Origin of the sequence: Amycolatopsis sp. WAC 01376 (assembly GCF_003947415.1) — a bacterium.
GTDB lineage: Bacteria > Actinomycetota > Actinomycetes > Mycobacteriales > Pseudonocardiaceae > Amycolatopsis.
On sequence record NZ_QHKL01000007.1, the window covers coordinates 514,715 to 533,625 of the forward strand.

The following is an 18,911-nucleotide window of genomic DNA, read 5'->3' on the forward strand; positions in this document are numbered from 1 at the left end:
TGTACGGCATGCATGCGATGCAGTACGAAATCACCCTCCCAGCCGACTACGACATGGGCATCATCCGCGAGCGCGTCGCCACGCGCGGGCATTTGCTGGACGACTTCGACGGCCTCGGGCTGAAGGTCTACGGGATCCGTGAACGCGGCGTCGACGGCTCGACGCTGAACCAGTACTCGCCGTTCTACCTGTGGCACGACGAGGCCGGGATGAACGCGTTCTTGTTCGGCGGCCCGTTCAGCGGCATCGTCGAATCGTTCGGGCGTCCCGCCGTGCAGCACTGGACGGTGCTCGGCTTCGAGGAGGGGGCCGCGTTCGGCGATCCTCCGGTCGCGGCGGGAAAGCACGTCGTGACGATCCCCGCGGAGACCGACCCGGTCGCCTTCCTCGGCGAGGCTCTCGACGGGCTTCGCGAGCATCTACGCCAGGACGGCGCCCATTCGGGCGCGCTGGCCGTCGATCCGCGGACCTGGCAGGTGGTCCGCTACAGCCTGTGGGCCGGCGAGGCTCCGGAGTCGGACGAAGTCCGGTACCGGATCCTCCACCTGTCCTCGCCGCAGCTGGCCGAGCTGCGGCGAGGACGGCAGTGGGATCAGCCGAGCAGTGCGGCGAACAACGCGCCCGGATCGGCTTCGGGCGGACCGGCGGGCCACTGATCCCGGTACGGGTACCAGAGCCCGTCCTTGCCCAGCCGCACCTGCACCCCGGTCCCGTGGACGCTGCAGTGGTTGCGTTCGACGTCCAGGCTCTGGCCGGGATCGTCCACCACCTCGGTGAACGCGGCCCGCGCGCGGCCCATCGCCTGCGACGGCGGTGTCCACGCGGTCTCCAGCACCTCGAGCCCGGCCCGGCCGCCGTTCCGCCAGGCGAGCACGGCGCGGTCGAAGTCCTCACCGTTCTCGGCCGGACGCAGCCTGTCGGCGACCTCCGGACGAGTGGCGGCGAGGCGGACGGCGTCCTGTTTGCGGGTGAGCTTCGGCTGTGACGTCAGCAGCGCACCAGCCGCCTGTCCCGCGTTGGCGACCAGCAGGGCGAAGGTCTCCGACGGGATATCGGGCGCGCCGGGCACGGTCGGGCCACCAGCGGGAACGAACGCGCCGAGGTCCGGCAATGGTCCTGGCTCGTCGGCGTAGGCCCGCTCGGCCGGGACGCCGTCGTCTCCCGTGCGCACGAACCGGGGCGCGTTGCGGCGCTGGAGCTCGTCGAGCAGTTCCCGCTCCCCCTTGCCGCGCATCAGCAGCAGCACGAAGGGATCCGCGTCGAGCAGCCACGATGCCTGGAACGACAGCGCCGCGGCATGGCGGCACGGCAGCTCCCAGCCGGGGCAGTCGCAGTCCGGTTCCAGGTCGCCGATGCCGGGCAGCAGATGCACCCCGGCGTCGTCGGCGGCCTCGACGAGGTCGTGCGGCATGTCCCGGTCCAGCAGCGCGGCGAGATGCCCGGCACGGGAGGCGACCCGATCGAGGAACCGGTCCCATTCGTCCTCGGTCAGTTCCGCGAGGCGGACCTCGGTGCGGTACTGGCCTTCCTGGTCGTCGACCACGGCGGCGATCCGGCCGGGGCTGACCGTGATCGGGCCGACCCGGCCCCCCGCGGCGTACTTACGGCCCTGTTTGAGCTGCCGCAGGTCCAGCGCGGTGTCCTCCATCGCGTTGATCCACGCGCGGCCCCACCACGAGCGGGCGAACTGGCCGTGGCCGCCCTGCCGCCCGAAGGCGGGGAAGCCGCGGACGCGATCGTCGGGCGTACTCATCGGCGACTCCTCAGCTCGACCAGATCGGCCAGTTCCGCGTCGGTCAGTTCGGTCAGGGCGGCCTCGCCGCCGGCGAGCACCGCGTCGGCGAGCGCGCGTTTCTCCCGCAGCATCGCCGCGATCCGGTCCTCGACCGTGCCCTCGGCGATGAGCCGGTGCACCTGCACCGGCCTGGTCTGCCCGATCCGGTACGCGCGGTCGGTCGCCTGATCCTCCACCGCGGGATTCCACCAGCGGTCGTAGTGCACGACGTGATCGGCGCGGGTGAGGTTGAGCCCGGTCCCCGCCGCCTTGAGCGACAGCAGGAACACCGGCACCTCACCGGCCTGGAACCGGCGCACGAGATCCTCGCGTTTGGGCACCGGCGTGCCGCCGTGCAGCAGCTGCGTGCCGATCCCGCGCTGCGCGAGATGACGTTCCAGCAGCCGCGCCATCGCCACGTACTGCGTGAACACCAGCACCGCGCCGTCCTCGGCGAGGATCGTGCCCAGCAGCTCGTCGAGCAGTTCGAGCTTGCCCGACCGGCCGTCCAGCACCGCGTCCGACGGTTCCTTGAGGTACTGCGCGGGGTGGTTGCAGATCTGCTTGAGCCCGGTGAGCAGCTTGACGATCCGGCCGCGGCGCGCGATGCCCTCGCTGCCGGCGATGTCGGCCATCAGTTCGCGCACCGTGGCCTCGTACAGGGCCGCCTGCTCGGCCGTGAGCGTCACCGGCCGGTCGGTCTCGGTCTTGGCAGGCAGTTCCGGCGCGATCCCCGGATCCGATTTGCGGCGACGCAACAGGAACGGGCGGACGAGCCGGGACAGTCGTTCCGCGGCGTCGGGGTCCTTTCCGGACTCGACCGGTTTCGCCCACACACGACGGAAATCGGCCATGGTGCCGAGCAGCCCCGGCGTCGTCCAGTCCAGGATCGCCCACAGCTCGGAGAGGTTGTTCTCGACCGGTGTGCCCGTCAGCGCCACCCGCGCCGACGACGTCAGCGTCCGCAACGCCTTCGCCGTGCCGGAGCGGTGATTCTTGACGTGCTGGGCCTCGTCGGCGACCAGCAATCCCCACTGGACACCGCCAAGGGGTTCCGGGTCGACGCGCAGGGTGCCGTAGGTCGTGAGCACGAAGCCGTTCCCGAGTTCGTCGAGCGAGCGTTCGGTGCCGTGGAACCGGCGCACCGGGACGCCGGGGGCGAACCGGGTGATCTCGCGTTCCCAGTTCCCCAGCAGAGAGGCCGGGCAGACGACCAGGGTCGGGCCGTCCGCGCGATGCAGGTGGAGCGAGATCAGCGTGATCGTCTTGCCGAGCCCCATGTCGTCGGCGAGACAGCCGCCGAGCCCGATCGACGTCATCGCGGTGAGCCACTGCAGGCCGCGCATCTGGTAGTCCCGCAGGGTCGCGGCCAGGCCTCGCGGCGGTGCCTGCGGTTCGGGCGGGGCGAGCAGCCGCTCCCGCAACGCGGCGAGCCAGCCGTCGGTGAGGACGTCCACGCGTTCACCGTCGACCTCGGCCGTCCCGCTCAAGGCGGCGCCGAGCGCGTCGATCGGTGTCAGCGGTTTCAGGGCACGGTCCCGTGCCTTCGCCGCCAGCGCCGGATCGACCAGCACCCACTGATCACGCAGCCGCACGACGGGACGGTGCGCCTCGGCCAGCGCGTCCATCTCGGCCGCGGTGAGCGGCGCGCCACCGAGCGCGAGCTGCCAGTCGAACTGCAGCAGCGTGCCCCCGGCGAAGAAGGACGGCAGGTCGTCCGGCGGCGCCGCACCGCCGCCGACGACGGCCTTCGCGCTCAGATCGCGGACGAGACCGGCGGGCCAGTGCACCTCGATACCCGCCGTGGCCAGCAGGGGCGCGGCCGTGGTGAGCAGCTCGGTGATGTCGGTGTCGCCGAGCACGACCTCATCGGGCACCGCGGCGCCGAGCAGAGGTTCCAGCGGTGGCCACAGTTGTGCGGCGCGGCGCAGAGCCAACATGACGTCGATCCGCGCTCGCGGGCCGAACCGGTCGTCACCCGACCAGAGCGCGGCGGCATCGATCAGGACGCCGGGGTCGGCGAGGCTGTGCACCTGGACGACCCCGCTGAAGCGGCCGCTCGTGAAGTCGTCGCCCGGTGCCTCGATCCGCACCGAGACCCGGACCCCGGAGTCCAGCCCGGCCGCGACCTCGGCCGCCCAGTCCCGCAGCTGCGGAAGGCGGTGCGAGGGTGCGGCGGCGAACGCCTTGACGCCCGCCGCCTGCGCGGCCGCGGGCGTGCGGGGAAGGGTGTCGGCCACGGCGTCGAGGAACGCGCGCAGCAACGGATATCGCGCGGGGAGCAGGTTTCCCTCGCCCGGGATCGCTCGTGCCCGGGCCGGCATCGCTTCGGACAGCTCGCGCAGCCAGGCGGCGTCGGCGGGTTCCAGCGGGCCCGCGCGCCAGGCGTCCACATCGGACTCCGTGAGCCCGGGAAGCAGCCTGCCCGCCTCGGCGAGCTTCAACGCCGCCGTGGCCGCCGTGCTCCAAAAGCGCGCGGAGGGATCGTCGCTCTCACGAAGCCGCAGCAGCGCGGGGAGCGCCTCGGCCATCGGGAGCCGTACGCACGGCACCGTGACGATCTCGGGGAGGGCGACTGTCACCTCCCCGGCCCCCGGCGTGCTCCCGTCGGCGTTCCAGAAGACGAATCCGCTGGTCCGAGGGGGATTCTTCGGTTCGAAAACAACACTGCCGAAACCGTCGTGAGACGCCACTCAACCCCAATCTCTGTACGGTGTACAGTTCAGGATAACACAACTCTGTACACCGTAGAGAGAACGTGATGACAGACGCGGACCACACCGGCACGGGCGATCCACGGCGGACCATCGAACTGCTCTGGGGTGTGCGCGAGAAACCCCGTCGCGGCCCCAAACCGAAGCTCACCGTCGACGAGATCGTCACCACCGCGATCGAACTGGCCGACACCGAGGGCATCACCGCGCTGTCGGTGCGCCGGGGCGCGGAGAGGCTCGGCGTCTCCCCCATGACGATCTACACCTACATCCCCGGCCGCGCCGAACTGCTCGACCTGATGATCGACCGGGTCCACGGCGAACTGACCGATCCGCCGGAGAGCCACGACTGGCGGGTCACGATGACGATCCTCGCCGAAGACGCCTGGGAGCTGTACCACCGGCATCCGTGGATGCTCCAGCTCACCACCGGCCGTCTCCCCCTCGGCCCGCACACCTTCGCCAAACACGAACGCGAACTCAAGGCCGTCGACGCGATCGGGCTCACCGACCTGGAGATGGACGCCGTGGTGGCGATGGTCAACGGATTCGTCCAGGGCATCGCGCGCGGTTCGGTCGAATCGGCGAGTCTCGTGCGGCGATCCGGGCTGACCGACATGGAGTGGTGGACGGCCAGCGCGCCCGTACTGGCGGAGATCCCCGAAGCCGACGCCGGGCTTTTCCCGCTCGCGGCGCGAATCGGGCAGGCGGCTGGGGAGACGCACGGTGCGGCGAGCGCGCCGCTGCACACCTTCCGGTTCGGGCTGGCGCGGATCCTGGACGGGGTCGAGCAGCTGGTGAACGGCGGCTCCGGCACCTCGGGGTGAGGGTACCTACGGCGGGTGGGTCGGGATCGCAGGTCCGTGAGGGGCCCCTTCCCTACCCTGAGAGTAGGGAAGGAGGCCCTCACGGCATGCCCTGCTGAGCTCGACCCGGGCCGAGGCTGCGGGGCGGGAGCACCACCTTGAGCCTCGGCTCAGCCGAGGAAACTCGACCTTCACCCCTTCCCGAGTACATGAAGGACCCCATCCTTGCGCCCAGGTACAGGAAGGACCCCTTCATGTACCTCAAACCAGGCATCACGCAAGAAGCGCCGCAGGTACCTGACTGGCGACCCCGCACTCACGACCCTGAGCGCAAGAAGCTTACTTGCCGCGTCGTCGCAATGACCGGTACAGCAGCCACAGCCCCAGCGCGACCGGGGTCAGGACCGCGGTGAACAGGATTCCCGCGAACATCCCGTAGCCGTGCGGATCGGAGGACACGCCGGCGGCGCTGAGCACCGCGCGGCCGACGAGCAGCACGATCACCGCGGCGACGCAGGCGAACGCGCCGAGCACGAAGCGTCGGAGCACCGTCCGCGATGTACTTTCCTGAGTGCCCATGTTCACAACGTCACTTCGGGTCGGGAGTACAGACGGTCAGGAACGACTTTCCGTTCTCACGTTGGACGTCGGCCGCGTCCAACCAGCCGCTCCGGCCGAACAGATAGCTCCCGGATGGTTTCTGAGCCGACTCGCGCAGCACCTGGGCGACGTCGGCCTTGGCGCCGTTCGCTTTCGGGCCGTCGACGGCGACGCTGACCGAGCCCGCCTTGGTCCAGTCGTACCCCGCGGGCAGCGGCGTCCGCACCTGGAGCGGGCCACCGGTGTCCGGGACAGATTCCCCGGCGGTTTTCAGCAGGTCCAGGTGCTCGACCCGCACTCCCGGCCGCGGCGCGGCCCACACCTGTTCCGTGCTCGCCTGGGTGCCGGAGTCGAACGTCAGCCTCAGGCCGGTGACCCCCTCGCACGGGGTGCCCGTCCACAGTTTCAGGACGCCGTCCTCCACGCGGAACCCGGCCTCCGGCGGCAGTGACGGCGCGAACTGTGCCTTGGTGTCGCACGCCGCGGTCACCGCCAGCACGAGCATGGCGGCGCAGGCGACGCGCGAACCCCTAGTGATATCCGCCATCGGTGAGTCCCGCGTCTTCCTCGGTTTCATTGCCGCCGGTGACCTTCTCCCACGCGTAGGAGGCGAGGAAGCCGGCATAGCCTTCGCGCGCCCATTGCTGGGAGTGACGCTCCTCGTGGTGCAGCAACCGGTCCAAGTCGAGCGAACCCCGGGACGCGCCGTTGTCGCCCTCGTACCAGGCGTGACCCGACTTCGCGACCTCTCGGAGTTGCTGCGCCGGATCCTTCGGGTCGTCGATGTTCAGCATGAACGTGTCACCCCAGGCGGTTCCGCCTTGCTGACTGAACTGGTCCTGGATGAGGTTCCCGCCGAGGCCCATCATCATGCCGTTCGGAGTGGTCGCCAGCCGTCCGCCGTTGCCGTGCACGAAGCCCACGTCGTCGTCGTAGCTCCAGGAGTTCTCCCGTTGCCGATCGGTGATCCGCCGCAGTTCCTCGGATCCGTACGGGGTCGGCGCGAAGTCGGTCTTCTCGCCTTCGGTGCCGTAGTCGGTGCCCGCGTTCATGATGTAGGTCATCCGGACCGCCTTGGCGGCGTCGTCCCCGCTGATGTCGGTCGGCATCAGGAAGTACGACTTGAAGGTCCCGTCGCCGTCCTCGTCCTCGCGGATCTCTTCCATGCCGTCGAGGACCTTGAAGTCCTCGGGCGTGATGTCGTGTTCGTCGGCGATCTTCTTGATGGTGTCGATCGAGACGCCCCGGCGTACGGCGTTCTCGAGCCACTGCCGGTAGTGGCCGGACGCGGGCGGCCCGCTCAGCAGACCTGCTTCGCGCAGGGACTGCTCCATCTCGACCACTTTGGCGTCGATCTCCCCGCCCTTTTTGGCGCCGGCCAGGGTGGTCGCTCCGTGGTCACTGATCTCGCCGTCCTGCGCGAGCCGCATCACCCTGGCGAGGGCGGCGTCGATGTTGTTCGCCGCCGTGAGGATCGCCTTGGTTTCCTGCTCCAGCTGCTTCTTGATGGTTTCGCGGTGCCGTCGGGCTTCGGCGTACTCTTCGGCCTCGAACCGGGACTTCGGCGGCGGGTCGGCGGGTTTGTCGTCCACCATCGCGCCGTCGGCGGCGATCCGGAACTGGTAGGTGGCGGCGAGGGAGTCGTTGTTGGCGACCCTGGTCTTGAGCGCGGCCACCTCGTCCGACGCGTTCTGCAGGGCGTTTTCGACGGCGGAGAGTCCCGCGATCAGGATCTCGGCCTTGTTCCGCGTATCGCCCAGCGAACCGCATGCGCGCTCACCGGCGGGGCCGTGCCAATCGGGCAGTTTCCTGGCGTCGTCGAGTTCGTCCTGCAAGCCGATGAGTTTGTCCCGCCGCCCACTCAGGTTGGTGGCCGTCGCCTCGAGCGCATCTGCGTCCCATTTGCGGACGTCGTCGTAGCCGACCGTCATCTCCCGAAAGCCTCCTCCGCGGACTTCTCGTTCTCGGAGTACGTGTTCGCGGCCGTCGTGATCGATTCGCCCCAGCGGTCGATCTCGCCGGCCCATCCCTTCGCGCGCTCGGTGAACGTCGACGCCAGCGTGGGCGCGTTCTTCGCGGCCTCGCCGCCCGGCAATGCCGTCGCGATCGCGTCCAGGCCGCTGCCCGGTTCCACGGCTCTGGCCTGGTCCGCGGCGGATCCCGCCGCCTTGGCCGCGGTCCGCAGCTGACCGATCTCGACCTCGTATCCGCTCACAGCCCGTGGCCCCCAACCCTGGATAGGTAGTGGGACTCTACTTGAGCTCGGAAGCCTCCACAGGCAATTCGCGCGAAGGAGTAGCCGCTTCGTCGACGACCGGAGGCCGGGCGAGCTCGGCCAGCTGACGGACGACGTCGTCGTACCGCGTCTGATCCGCGGCGGCACGGGCCTGTGCGCGTTCCAGTTCCTCGGCCAGCGCCGTCGCCCGGGCTTCGGCGAGGCTGCGGGCCGTGTGCTCCTGAGCGAGCTCGGCGCGGACGCGGTCCAGATCTCCACGCAAAGCAGCGGATTCCTCGCGTGCGGCAGCACAGTCCTTTTCGGACACCGTCGCCCTGGCCTTCGCCTCGTCGAGCCGGTCCAGCAAGGATTCGAGTTCGGCCACCGCCCGCGCCAGCGCCGTGTCCCGCTCGCCGAGCTCGGCCGTCAGCCGGGTTTTCTCCGCCCGGACGGCCGCGAAGTCCTGGCGCAGCGTCCGGAGATCGGAGACCAGCGCGTCACGGGCGCGTTCGGCCGCCACGGTCGCGGCTTCCGCGGCGCCCCGGGCGCGTTCGTGGGCGGCGACCTCGGTCCACGAACGCTGGCGGGTCTCCTCCGCGTCCTTCAGTGCCTGTTCGGCGGCGCGTTCCGCTTTGGCCTTGGCCATCTTGTCGTCCCGGGACGCGGCCAGCGCGGTCGCGCGCGCCGTGTCGGCCTTCGCCGCCGCCTGCTGCGCGTCTTCGGCCTCGCGGCGGGCCGTGGCCGCGTCGGTTTCGGCTTCGGTGACCCGCCCCAGGGCTGCCTCAGCGGCGTTGTCGAACCGCGAGCGCATCGCGTCCAGCAGTTCCACGAGCGACGCCGCGGCAGGGGTGAACTCGTCGGCGATCCGGCGGACCTCGAGCAGCGGGTCGGCCACGCTCGCCACCGCGGCCGCCCGCCGGGCACGCGACGCGGCGTCGGCGTGCGTCTTACTGCAGTAGGCGGAGGGCCTGCCGCCCTTGCGTTTCCCTTCGGCGTCCACCGCGGGCGGGGGCAGAGGATTCTCGCAGCCTTCCAGCGCGCACAGCCGGACCTCGTCGGCGTCCGTATCGATCACCGCAGCAGGGTAGCGCTGCCCCGCCGGGCGGGAAGCGAGGCAACGCCGGGAAAACCGTTGGTCCCGCCGATTAGGGTCGACCACATGCGTGTCTTGTTCACCTTCGTCGGCGGCAACGGTCACTTTCGGCCGCTCCTGCCGATCGCCCGCGCGCTCGCCGACGCGGGCCACACGATCGCGTTCACCGGCGAGCCTTTGATGGTCCCGATCGTCGAGGCGGCCGGTTTCACCGCGTTCCCGTCGGGCCCGAACTTCGGCAGCGACGGCTCCCGCCGCCCGTTGCTCCCCGTCGACAGGGACCGTGAGGACGCCGACCTGCGCGACGGTTTCGTCCGCCGCGCCGCACCCCTGCGTGCAGCCGACGTCCTGGCGCTCAGCGCGGACTGGGCACCGGATCTGCTCGTCTGCGACGAAGCCGATCACGGTGCGATGATCGCCGCGGAGAAGCTCGGTCTCCCGCACGCGACCGTCCTGATCATGGCGGCGGGCGTCCTCATCCGCCCCGATCTGGTCGACGACGCGCTCAACGAGGTCCGGGCCGCCCACGGGCTTTCCCCGCAGCGGAACCTCGAAATGGCCTATCGCCATCTCGTGCTCTCACCGTTCCCCGCGAGCTTCCGCGATCCCCGGTTCCCGCTCCCCCCGACCGCACAGCCCTTCCACAGTCCCGTTCCCGGTCGTGGTCCGGCGCCGGACTGGCACGTCGAGGGCCGCCCGGCGCTCTACTTCACCCTCGGCACGATCTTCAACACCGAATCCGGTGACCTGTTCGCCCGGGCGCTGGCCGGGCTGCGGGAGGTCGAGGCGACGTGTGTGGTGACTGTCGGGAACCTCATCGATCCCGCCGAATTCGGCCGCCAGCCGGAGCACATCCACCTCGCGAAGTACCTGCCGCAGGACGACGTCCTCCCGTACTGCGACGCGGCGCTCACCCACGGCGGCTCGGGCAGCCTGCTGGGCGCGATCACCCACGGGCTCCCGATGGTGGTGCTGCCGATGGGCGCCGACCAGCCCCACAACGCCGACCGTGTCACCGAACTCGGGCTCGGCACGGTCCTCGACGTCATCGCCGCGACGCCGGCGGACATCCGAGACGCCGTGACCACGGTGCTGCGGGAACCGTCCTATCGGGACACGGCCACGCGGTTGCGGGACGAGGTCACCGCGTACCCGCCGCCGGAGAAGGTCGTTCCGCTGCTGGAAGGGCTGCTCCGGTGACCACCGACCTCGGCGCCGCGATCACCCGGGCGTTCCGTGATGAGTCGGGACAGGTGATCGCCACCCTGATCCGGGTCACCGGCGACTGGGATCTGGCCGAGGAATGTGTCCAGGAGGCGTTCGCGCTCGCGTTGCGCACCTGGCCCCGCGACGGTGTCCCGGCGAAACCCGGCGCCTGGCTGACCACGGCGGCGCGTAACCGGGCCACGGACCGGATCCGGCGAGAGGCGGTCGGCGCGGAGAAACTGCGGGAAGCCGCCGAACTGAACGAACCTTCGGAGCCGGAACGGGACGAGAGCGGTGTCCACGACGACAGACTCCGGCTGATCTTCACCTGCTGCCACCCCGCGCTGCCGATGGAGGGCCAGGTCGCGCTCGCGTTGCGGACCCTGGCCGGGCTCACCACCGCCGAGATCGCCCGCGCCTTCCTCGTCTCCGAGACGACGATGTCGCAGCGCCTGGTCCGGGTGAAACGGAAGATCCGCACCGCGGGCATCCCGTACCGGGTCCCGCCCGCGGAGCTGCTGCCCGAACGGACGGCCGCGGTGCTGGGGATGCTGTACCTGCTGTTCAACGAGGGCTACTCGGCCAGCGCCGGCACCGATCTGCTGCGGCCCGACCTGTCCGCGGAGGCGATCCGGCTCGCCCGGCTCCTCGCCGGTCTGATGCCCGGCGAGCCGGAAGTCCTCGGCCTGCTGGCCTTGCTGCTCCTGCACGATGCCCGCCGGGCCACGCGGGTCGACGATGACGGCACCCTCGTCTCGCTCGAAGACCAGGACCGCGGCCGCTGGAACTCGGCAGAGATCGCCGAGGGCACCGAATTGCTGGAAACCGCGCTCCGCCGCGGCATCCCGGGGCAGTATCAGATCCAGGCCGCCATCGCCGCCTGTCACGCGACGGCGGCTAGCGCTTCCGACACCGACTGGGCGCAGATCGCGGGCCTCTACCGGGAGCTGACGCGGTTCGTGCCCTCGCCGGTCGTCGAGCTGAACCGGGCGGTGGCCGTCGCGATGGCCGAAGGGCCGGAGGCCGGCCTCGAATTGGTCGAGAAGCTCACCGGCAGTCTCCCTGGTTACCACCTGCTTCCCGCGACCCGTGCGGATCTGCTCCGGCGTCTCGACCGGTTCGGGGAGGCCGCCGTCGCCTACCGCGAGGCGCTCGCGCTCGCCGCCACCGACGCCGAGCGCGCCTACCTCTCGGGGAAACTCGCCGAAATCTCCTGACTCCGGGTGTCTGTCCCCGTCGTCGCCGTTCGTCGGTGAGGTGACAAGTCCCGAAAGAGGAAGGGGCCACCTCATGGCCGTTCTCGACGTCCCCGGCGCCCGGCTCCACCACACCGTCACCGGCAGCGGCCCCGCGCTGCTGTGCATTCCCGGTGGCGCCGCGGATTCCGCCATGTTCGCGCCGATCGCCGTCCTGCTCGCGGAGCACTACACGGTGATCACCTACGACCCGCGGGGAATCTCCCGCAGCACCCTCGACGACCCCGGCGAGGAGCAGCGGATCGAGGTCCACACCGACGACGCGCTGCGCCTGCTCGACAGCGTGAGCGAGGAACCGGCGGTGATCTTCGCGTCCAGCGGCGGTTGCATGCAGGCGTTCGAGCTCGTCACCCGCCATCCCGGTCGGGTGCGGACGCTCGTGGCGCACGAACCGCCGCTGACGAGCCTGCTGGCCGAGCAGCCAGGCGTCACTCCCGACGAGCTGCTGCACATCCACCGCGAGCACGGCATCGAGGCGGCGATGGGGAAGTTCATGGCCGATGCCGGTTTCGAGGTGGGCGGAGAGGTTCTCCCGCCGGAGATGCGGAAGAACATGGAGTTCTTCGTCGTGCACCTGATGAAGATGGTCGGAGACTTCACCCCGGACTACGCGGCGCTGAAGGCGTCGGGGACCCGGATCGTCGTCGGTGTCGGCAAGGAATCGGCCGGGCAGCCCGCACACGAGGCCGCGGTGCTCGCCGCCGGCCGTCTCGGGGTGGAACCGGCCTACTTCCCCGGTGACCACGGTGGTTTCGCCGCCGAGGCCGCCGCGTTCGCTCCGCTGCTCCGGGAAGCTCTCGACGCCTGACCGGATGTCAGGAAAGGGTCGTTCAAGACGTTTTTCGTCCTGAACGACCCTTTCCTGACATGCCTCAGGCGCGGACGTGCACGATCAGCCCGCCGACCAGAGCACCGAAGCCACCGATCGCGGCCAAGGTCCGGACCAGGTTCCAGCGTTCCCAGACACCCTCGAATTTGGCCCGCAACGCCTCGAAGTCGGTGTTGTCGCCGTCGAAACCGGCTTCGAGCGCGTTGTTCAGCGGCACGTTGACCGCCATGGTGACGATCAGCATCACCAGCAGCAGGACGAATCCCGCGATGATCCATGGCAGCGCGGACCGCAGTTCCGACCGGAAGTGCAGCACCGCCGCCACCGCGGCGAGCAGCGGCGCACCGCCGAAACTCAACGCGAACCAGCCGTTGAGGATCGCGACGTTGATCTCCCGCATCCCGGTCACGTACGTCCGGGCGTCGGCCCGCGCCAGCCCCGGCATGACCGAGCACGTGTAGGCGTAGAACAAGCCCGCGATCAACCCCGCCGTGATGACGGCCGCGATCAGGACGATCTCGCTCAGCGTCGCCATTCCTGTCGCCTCCCTTCCGATTCCCGCTCGTCTCATCGATTCCAGATCCCGGTGGCCGCGGCTTTCGCTGCGTAGTCGGAGAAGTCCCTCGCGGGCCTGCCCAGCACCTTCTCGACATCACCGGTGAGTGACTCGTTGCGGCCGTCGAGGACTCGGGTGAACAGGTCGGTCAGGCCCTCGATCTCCTCCTCCGGCACGCCCTGTTCGGCCGCTCCCGCGGCGAACTCCGCGGCGGAAACCGGAATGTACTGGACCTCTCGCCCCGAAGCCTTGCCGATTTCCGCCGCCGCGTCCGCGAAACCCAGCAACCGGGGCCCGGTCAGCTCGTACACCTGGCCGCTGTGCCCGTCGTTGGTCAGCGCCGCCACGACGACGTCGACGATGTCCTCGACGTCGATGAACGGTTCGGTCACCTGGCCCGCCGGGAGCACGATCTCGCCGGCGAGCACCGGTTCCAGCAGGAAGTGCTCGCTGAAGTTCTGTGCGAACCAGCTGGACCGCACGACCGTCCACTCGGCACCGGAGTCGCGCACACCCTGTTCGCTGACCACGGCTTCCTCTTCGCCGCGGCCGGACAGCAGGACCAGCCGCCGGACGCCGTGGTCCACGGCCAGCTTCGAGAAGTCGCGAATCGCCTCGGCGGCACCTGGGAAGGCGAGGTCGGGGTAGTAGGTGAGGTACGCCGCGCCGATTCCGGTGACCGCGGCGGTCCAGGTCGATCGGTCGTCCCAGTCGAAGGTCGGCCGCGAGGCCTTCCGGACCTCGGTCCCCCGCTCGGTCAGCTGCTGCGCGACGCGGCTCCCGGTCTTGCCGGTAGCGCCGAGGACCAGGACCGTCTCGTTGTTCTTCGTCTCTGTCATGCCCTTAGTCAAGCGGCTCAGGATGAGACGGAACATAGTTCAAAGGCTCTATTCCATGTTTCATCGTCTACACTTCTCGGCATGGATCCCCTTGCCGGTCTGCTCGACGGTCCTCGTGCGCGCGGCGCTTTCCTGCTGAAGTCGGTCATGACCCCGCCGTGGTCGCTGCGCGTCGAGGACGAGGCGCCGCTGACGGTGATGGCGCAGGTTCGCGGCGAGTCCTGGGTCGTTCCCGATCACGGCGACGCCGTCCGCCTCGGCACCGGCGACATCGCCATCGCCCGTGGCCCGGACCCGTATCTCGTCGCGGACGACCCGGCGACGCCGCCGCAGGCGATGATCCTGCCGGGACAGGAATGCCTGACCCCGGGCGGACAGCACCTCACCGGGCTGTCCGATCTCGGCGTCCGCACCTGGGGCAGCGACCCGGACGGTCCTGTCGTGCTGCTCACCGGCACCTATCCGCTGGAAGGCGAGATCAGCAAACGGCTCCTCAACGCGCTGCCGTCCTTGCTGGTCGTGCGGGACGAGGAATGGGACAACCCGCTCGTGCCGCTGCTCGCCGGGGAGATCGTCAAGGACACGCCCGGTCAGGAAGCCGTCCTGGACCGGGTGCTCGATCTGCTCCTGGTCGCCGCGCTGCGGACCTGGTTCGACCGGCCCGGCGCCGAAGCGCCCGCCTGGTACCGCGCGCACAGCGATCCCGTCGTCGGGCGTGCGCTGAAACTGTTGCAGCACAAGCCTTCCGAACCGTGGACAGTGGCGAGTCTCGCCGCCGACACCGGGGTGTCGCGGGCCGCGTTCGCCCGCCGGTTCACCGCCGCCGTGGGCGAACCGCCGATGACCTACCTCGCGAGCTGGCGGATCGCGCTCGCCGCCGATCTCCTGCGCCAGCACCCCGACGTCACGATCGGCGCGGTCGCCCGGCAGGTCGGCTATGGCAGTTCGTTCGCGCTCAGCACCGCGTTCAAACGCGAACACGGGGTGAGCCCGCAGAGTTACCGCACCGGGGCCGCGTAGCGTTCGACCAGTTCCGCGCCGATCCGCGCGAGTTCCTCCTGGACCGACGGCGGGCCCAGCACTTCGATCATCGAGCCCCAGCCCGCGAGCTGCTGGGCGATCATCCACGCCACCGGCGCCGACACCGTCACCCGCACGCGCCCGTCGTCGAGCGTCTCCTCGACGCGGGCCTGCCGTCCGAAGTGGTCCTGGAGTATCGGCAGATGCCGCTCGGCGATGAGCACGATCGCGTCCAGCCCTGAACGCCGTTCCTCGACCCGGTCGACGATTTGCTCCCATGCCTGGGAAAGCTCGAAGTCGTCCGGCCGCGCGGCGGGCAGGTCGCTGACCTCGGCGTCGGAGATGCGGTCGACGCGGAAGGTGCGCTGGCCCTTCTCGGTGCCGGCGATGAGGTACCAGATGTCGTCCTTGTCCACGAGCCCCCACGGATCGACGACCCGCTCGACTGGCTCCGCACCTTTTTTCGCGTAGCCGAACCGGACTTTGCGGCGCCGGACGATCCCGGCCTGCAGCACGGTGAGCAGTTCGGGCCGTTCCTTCTCGCGCTCACCCCACCGAGACGGGTCGATGACGACCGCGTCCGCGGCCGCCTGCGCGTCGGCGCGGAAGGTGTCAGGCAGGGCCCGGACCAGCTTCCGCAGCGCGGATTTGACCTCGGGCGAGATCGACGCGGCCGGACCGGCGAGCAGGAACAACGCCTGCGCCTCCGACGCGGACAGTCCACTGAGGTCGGTCCGCGCGCCGCCGATCAGCGACCAGCCGCCGCCCCGGCCGGGTTGCGGATACACCGGCACGCCCGCCGCGGACAGCGCTTCGAGGTCACGCCGGGCGGTGGCGACCGAGATTTCGAGCTCGTCCGCCAGTTCGGAAGCCGTGACGCGGCCACGGGCCTGCATCAGCAGGAGGGTGGCCACCAGGCGATCGGCACGCATGGGCCCAGTCTCGCAGGCAAACCGCTCAACGGGTGAGCACTTTGGCTCGGGCGCTTGACCTTCACATTGATGTCAACCCCTACGGTCTTTCCACCGACCCGAAGGAGAAGACATGGCAGGCGCAGTGGTCATTGGCGCGGGACCGGGTATCGGCCGGTCTGTCGCCCTCCGATTCGCGAGGGAAGGGCTACCGGTCACCCTCATCGCCCGCACCACGGAGACCCTCACCGCACTGGCCGCCGAGATCGGCACCGCGCTGGCACTCACCGCCGACGTCACCAACGAGAAGGCCCTCAAGACTGCGCTCGACACCTCTGTGCGCGAGCACGGCGTGCCCGACGTCGTGGTCTACAACGCCGCGATCATCCAGGCCGACGCTCCCGGAGAGCTGTCCGTCGAACGGCACCTCGCGGCGTGGTCGGTCAACGTCGTCGGCGCGATCACCGCCGCCGCCCATATCGTGCCGGGGATGGCCGAGCGCGGTTCGGGCACGATCATCGTGACCGGTGGGATGCCCGAAGCCGTACCCGCCTACACGAGCCTCTCGCTGGGCAAAGCAGGCGTGAGGGCGCTGGTTTCCCTGCTGGACACGCAGTTCGGCCCGTCCGGGGTGCATGTCGCCACGGTCACCATCGCCGGCCCGGTCGCGAAAGGCACACCCTTCGACCCCGACGACATCGCCGAGCACTACTGGCGGCTGCACACCCAGCCCCGAGCGGAGTGGACGCGGGAGATCGTCCACAAAGGATAGAGAACTCACCAGTGCGCGGGGTGGGAGAGAGACGCCGGCAGCTTCGTCGTCGCGTCGCCCTTCGCCGCGTCCAGTTGGGACTGGATGAGGAAGAGGGTGTCGCGGAAGTCCGCGCCTCGGATGTCGGCGTCGCGAAGGTCCGCCCCGGTGACGTCGGCCTGCCGAAGATCGGCTTCCCGCAGGTCCGCGCCGATCAGGTACGCCCCGCGCAGCAGCGCGCCACGCAGGTTCGCGCCCTTGAGCTTCGCACCGATGAGGTCGGCACCGCGCCGGTCCTTCTTCTTGCCCGGAACCTCGGCGCGGGCCAGTTCGCTCGCGCGCACCAGCAGCCCGTTCACCGCGCCCCGATGCGTCTGGACGTCGAGCGTCCGCAGCACCCCGGGCGCCTCCAGCGTCATCCGCTCCGTCCGGTCGATCATCCCGGCCAGGTCGTCACGGATCGGCGCGGACGTCGGCAGGGAGGCCGCCTCGGTGAGGTAGTAGAGCAGTTCCTGCAGATCCCGCACGACCGGGAAGACCGCGAACATCGTCCTCGCCGTCTTCGGCGCTTTCCGCCAGTCCTCGCCGTCGAAGGTGACCTGGGAGACCTTCTGACCCGCGCCGAAGCAGTCGTAGACCGTGCAGCCGGTGAAGCCCTTCGTGCGGAGCTTGTCGTGGATGCCGCACCGGGAATCCTCACGCAGGTTCGGACACGCCTGCCCCGCCGGTTTGGTGATCGCGAAGTCGGCCGACGCCGCGAAGGCCGGGACGACACAGCACAGGCCGAAGCAGTTCTCGCAGTCGGCTCGCAGGCTGGAAAGGGCTGGCACGGTGGTTCGGACTCCAGATACTCGGCAGGGTGTTCCATCCAGGGTACGGCGGGGCCGAGATGCACTTTCCGTGCAGGGCACCCGCCGCAAATGGCCGCCAGACGAAGGTGGGGCACTGCCCCGTTCAGTCGATATCGGGGCTGTCAAACGCTCAATAACCTCGATCTTCGTGGGCTTCGGCAGGTGCCGTCCCATGCGGTCGAGCTGGACCGTTTCCGCCGCTGTGGTCTTGACCGGCCGGTCCCCTGCGAACGACAGGACGAACATGCGAGAGACGAGACAAGCGCGTTGGCTGTCCCGTGCCGGAATGGCGAGCGCGGTCGCGGTGGCGATCAGCGTGACCGCCGCGCCCGCGCAAGCCGCCGAAGGACAGATCCTCGCCGCCGGATCCGCCGAAGCGATCCCGAACAGCTACATCGTCACCCTCAAGGACACCGGCGTCGTGGGCGCGCTGGCGAACCGCTTCGGCGCGAAGGTGGAGCAGGTCTACAGCAGCTCGCTCAACGGTTTCTCCGCGACACTGTCGGAGCGGCAGGCCAAGCGGCTCGCCGCCGACCCCTCGGTCGCGTCCGTCGAGCAGAACCAGGTCGTCCGCGCGCACGCGACCCAGACCAACCCGCCGTCCTGGGGTCTCGACCGCGTCGACCAGCGCAACCTCCCGCTCGACAAGAAATACAGCTACACCAGCACCGGCGCGGGCGTGAACGTCTACGTCATCGACACCGGCGTGCGGATCAGCCACCAGACCTTCGGCGGCCGCGCCCGCAACGGCTACGACTTCGTCGACAACGACGCCGTCGCGCAGGACGGCAACGGTCACGGCACCCACGTCGCCGGCACCATCGCCGGTGCGCAGTACGGCATCGCCAAGGCCGCCAGGGTCTACGGCGTCCGCGTGCTCAACAACTCCGGCAGCGGCACCACCGCCGGCGTCATCGCGGGCATCGACTGGGTCACCAAGAACCACGTCAAACCCGCCGCGGCCAACATGAGCCTCGGTGGCGGCGCCTCCACCACCCTCGACGACGCCGTCCGCCGGTCGATCGCCGCGGGCGTCACCTACGGCGTGGCCGCCGGGAATTCGAACTCGGACGCCTCGGGCTTCTCCCCCGCCCGCGTGACCCAGGCCATCACCGTCGGCTCGGCCACCAACACCGACGCGCGCGCCAACTCCTCCAACTACGGCAGCCTGGTGGACATCTTCGCGCCGGGTACCGGCATCACGTCGTCGTGGCACACCAGCGACACCGCGACCAACACGATCAGCGGCACTTCGATGGCGACTCCGCACGTGGTCGGCGTCGCGGCCCGCTTCCTGCAGAACAACAAGACCGCCACTCCCGCGCAGGTGGCGACCGCGCTGATCAACGCGGCGACTCCCGGCAAGGTGACCAACCCGGGCTCCGGTTCGCCGAACCGGCTCCTGTACTGGGCGCCGACCGCCTGATCACACGGCGGGTGAGCCGGTATCGCGTGTCGTGAAGGGCCCCTTTGAGACGTTGAAGGTCTCA

Annotated in this window: 19 protein-coding genes; 8 read left to right on the forward strand and 11 right to left on the reverse strand. The window is 69.9% G+C overall.

Translation table 11 applies throughout. The features are described 5' to 3' along the window. Positions 1 to 8 precede the first annotated feature (8 nt). Positions 9 to 656 (forward strand): DUF4865 family protein, encoded by a 648-nt coding sequence (locus DMH03_RS32885; RefSeq protein ID WP_125795859.1) that lies wholly within the window; start codon positions 9 to 11, stop codon positions 654 to 656. On the opposite strand, the gene DMH03_RS32890 is transcribed toward DMH03_RS32885, so the two are convergent. Continuing rightward, positions 593 to 1,753 carry an SWIM zinc finger family protein gene (locus DMH03_RS32890; protein ID WP_125795860.1) on the reverse strand — a complete coding sequence of 387 codons (1,161 nt, stop codon included), beginning with the start codon at positions 1,751 to 1,753 and terminating at the stop codon, positions 593 to 595. The genes DMH03_RS32885 and DMH03_RS32890 overlap by 64 nt on opposite strands. Next, positions 1,750 to 4,467, reverse strand: coding sequence for a DEAD/DEAH box helicase (locus DMH03_RS32895; RefSeq protein ID WP_125795861.1), 2,718 nt, complete (start codon positions 4,465 to 4,467; stop codon positions 1,750 to 1,752). The genes DMH03_RS32890 and DMH03_RS32895 overlap by 4 nt, the downstream gene beginning before the upstream one ends. Positions 4,468 to 4,535: 68 nt before the next feature. Here DMH03_RS32895 and DMH03_RS32900 point away from each other — a divergent pair, with 68 nt between their 5' ends. Further along, on the forward strand, positions 4,536 to 5,315 hold the full coding sequence (locus DMH03_RS32900) for a TetR/AcrR family transcriptional regulator (protein ID WP_125795862.1): 780 nt from the start codon (positions 4,536 to 4,538) through the stop codon (positions 5,313 to 5,315). Between the two features lie 318 nt (positions 5,316 to 5,633). On the opposite strand, the gene DMH03_RS32905 is transcribed toward DMH03_RS32900, so the two are convergent. The 5 genes from DMH03_RS32905 to DMH03_RS32925 are packed head-to-tail and all read right to left on the reverse strand — an operon-like array spanning position 5,634 to position 9,184. Continuing rightward, positions 5,634 to 5,873, reverse strand: a complete 240-nt coding sequence (locus DMH03_RS32905) for a hypothetical protein (RefSeq protein WP_125795863.1) — start codon at positions 5,871 to 5,873, stop codon at positions 5,634 to 5,636. A gap of 10 nt (positions 5,874 to 5,883) precedes the next feature. Continuing rightward, positions 5,884 to 6,441 carry a hypothetical protein gene (locus DMH03_RS32910; protein WP_125795864.1) on the reverse strand — a complete coding sequence of 186 codons (558 nt, stop codon included), beginning with the start codon at positions 6,439 to 6,441 and terminating at the stop codon, positions 5,884 to 5,886. Next, positions 6,425 to 7,825, reverse strand: coding sequence for a WXG100 family type VII secretion target (locus DMH03_RS32915; RefSeq protein ID WP_125795865.1), 1,401 nt, complete (start codon positions 7,823 to 7,825; stop codon positions 6,425 to 6,427). Before DMH03_RS32915 ends, DMH03_RS32910 begins: the two co-directional genes overlap by 17 nt. Next, positions 7,822 to 8,109 (reverse strand): hypothetical protein, encoded by a 288-nt coding sequence (locus DMH03_RS32920; RefSeq protein ID WP_125795866.1) that lies wholly within the window; start codon positions 8,107 to 8,109, stop codon positions 7,822 to 7,824. The genes DMH03_RS32915 and DMH03_RS32920 overlap by 4 nt, the downstream gene beginning before the upstream one ends. Before the next feature lie 37 nt (positions 8,110 to 8,146). Further along, positions 8,147 to 9,184, reverse strand: coding sequence for a hypothetical protein (locus tag DMH03_RS32925; RefSeq protein WP_125795867.1), 1,038 nt, complete (start codon positions 9,182 to 9,184; stop codon positions 8,147 to 8,149). Between the two features lie 84 nt (positions 9,185 to 9,268). Here DMH03_RS32925 and DMH03_RS32930 point away from each other — a divergent pair, with 84 nt between their 5' ends. The 3 genes from DMH03_RS32930 (at position 9,269) to DMH03_RS32940 (ending at position 12,472) form a co-directional block, all read left to right on the forward strand. After that, entirely contained in the window at positions 9,269 to 10,402 is a 1,134-nt protein-coding gene (locus DMH03_RS32930) for a glycosyltransferase (protein ID WP_125795868.1), read from the forward strand. Next, positions 10,399 to 11,625: an RNA polymerase sigma factor gene (locus tag DMH03_RS32935; RefSeq protein WP_125795869.1), complete on the forward strand. Its 1,227-nt coding sequence runs from the start codon at positions 10,399 to 10,401 to the stop codon at positions 11,623 to 11,625. Before DMH03_RS32930 ends, DMH03_RS32935 begins: the two co-directional genes overlap by 4 nt. A gap of 73 nt (positions 11,626 to 11,698) precedes the next feature. Then, complete coding sequence (locus DMH03_RS32940; RefSeq protein ID WP_125795870.1) at positions 11,699 to 12,472, forward strand: alpha/beta fold hydrolase; 774 nt, start codon at positions 11,699 to 11,701, stop codon at positions 12,470 to 12,472. Positions 12,473 to 12,536: 64 nt separating this feature from the next. Here the strand turns inward: DMH03_RS32940 and DMH03_RS32945 are convergent, their stop codons facing one another. Together DMH03_RS32945 and DMH03_RS32950 are read right to left on the reverse strand one after the other, a co-directional pair. After that, a complete protein-coding gene (locus tag DMH03_RS32945; protein ID WP_125795871.1) occupies positions 12,537 to 13,028 on the reverse strand; it encodes a DUF1772 domain-containing protein in 492 nt (163 codons plus the stop codon). A gap of 32 nt (positions 13,029 to 13,060) precedes the next feature. Beyond that, positions 13,061 to 13,888: an NmrA family transcriptional regulator gene (locus tag DMH03_RS32950; protein ID WP_125795872.1), complete on the reverse strand. Its 828-nt coding sequence runs from the start codon at positions 13,886 to 13,888 to the stop codon at positions 13,061 to 13,063. Between the two features lie 81 nt (positions 13,889 to 13,969). Between DMH03_RS32950 and DMH03_RS32955 the strand changes: the two genes are divergently transcribed. Beyond that, the gene (locus tag DMH03_RS32955) at positions 13,970 to 14,908 is read left to right on the forward strand and encodes an AraC family transcriptional regulator (RefSeq protein ID WP_125795873.1); all 939 of its coding nucleotides are present in this window, start codon (positions 13,970 to 13,972) and stop codon (positions 14,906 to 14,908) included. Here DMH03_RS32955 and DMH03_RS32960 read toward each other — a convergent pair. Continuing rightward, entirely contained in the window at positions 14,887 to 15,840 is a 954-nt protein-coding gene (locus tag DMH03_RS32960) for a YafY family protein (protein WP_125795874.1), read from the reverse strand. The genes DMH03_RS32955 and DMH03_RS32960 overlap by 22 nt on opposite strands. Before the next feature lie 112 nt (positions 15,841 to 15,952). On the opposite strand from DMH03_RS32960, the gene DMH03_RS32965 reads away from it, so the two are divergent. After that, positions 15,953 to 16,591 carry an SDR family NAD(P)-dependent oxidoreductase gene (locus DMH03_RS32965; RefSeq protein ID WP_125795875.1) on the forward strand — a complete coding sequence of 213 codons (639 nt, stop codon included), beginning with the start codon at positions 15,953 to 15,955 and terminating at the stop codon, positions 16,589 to 16,591. A 5-nt stretch (positions 16,592 to 16,596) separates the two neighbouring features. On the opposite strand, the gene DMH03_RS32970 is transcribed toward DMH03_RS32965, so the two are convergent. Then, the gene (locus DMH03_RS32970; RefSeq protein WP_125795876.1) at positions 16,597 to 17,400 is read right to left on the reverse strand and encodes a pentapeptide repeat-containing protein; all 804 of its coding nucleotides are present in this window, start codon (positions 17,398 to 17,400) and stop codon (positions 16,597 to 16,599) included. A gap of 265 nt (positions 17,401 to 17,665) precedes the next feature. Between DMH03_RS32970 and DMH03_RS32975 the strand changes: the two genes are divergently transcribed. Continuing rightward, entirely contained in the window at positions 17,666 to 18,847 is a 1,182-nt protein-coding gene (locus DMH03_RS32975) for a S8 family peptidase (protein ID WP_370311006.1), read from the forward strand. Positions 18,848 to 18,911 lie beyond the last annotated feature (64 nt).